Origin of the sequence: Pseudovibrio japonicus, from assembly GCF_014651595.1 — a bacterium.
In the GTDB taxonomy this organism is placed as follows: domain Bacteria; phylum Pseudomonadota; class Alphaproteobacteria; order Rhizobiales; family Stappiaceae; genus Pseudovibrio; species Pseudovibrio japonicus.
Map to the genome: position 1 here is coordinate 1 of NZ_BMXE01000016.1, position 491 is coordinate 491.

General features: G+C 49.3%; 1 protein-coding gene. It reads left to right on the top strand.

All coding sequences use genetic code 11. The features are described from left to right. Positions 1-491, top strand: a 491-nt coding sequence (locus tag IE076_RS22565; protein ID WP_194539871.1) for an FG-GAP repeat domain-containing protein, incomplete at both ends; no start/stop codon positions are given.

Here is a 491-nt window from a genome sequence, read left to right on the forward strand (position 1 = left end):
GACGCGACATATGTTGCACTGGGTAAGGCAGATGGTACCTTTTCTTCAGAAATAATAACAGCCACAACGTCATTTGCCGCCAATTCTGGATGGGGCAGTGCCCAATACGAACGTGTTGTTGGCGATGTCAATGGCGATGGTCGAGTTGACATCATTGGTTTCCTCGACGACGCGACATATGTTGCACTGGGTAAGACAGATGGTACCTTTTCTTCAGCCATAACAGCCACAACGTCATTTGCCGCCAATTCTGGATGGGGCAGTGCCCAATACGAACGTGTTGTTGGCGATGTGAACGGAGACGGCCGAGTAGATATTGTTGGGTTTGGTGATAATGCGACGTTTGTTGCACTGGGTAAGGCAGATGGTACCTTTTCTTCAGAAATAACAGCCACAACGTCATTTGCCGCCAGTTCTGGATGGGGCAGTGCCCAGTACGAACGTGTTGTTGCCGATATAAACGGAGACGGTCGAGCAGATATTGTTGGTTT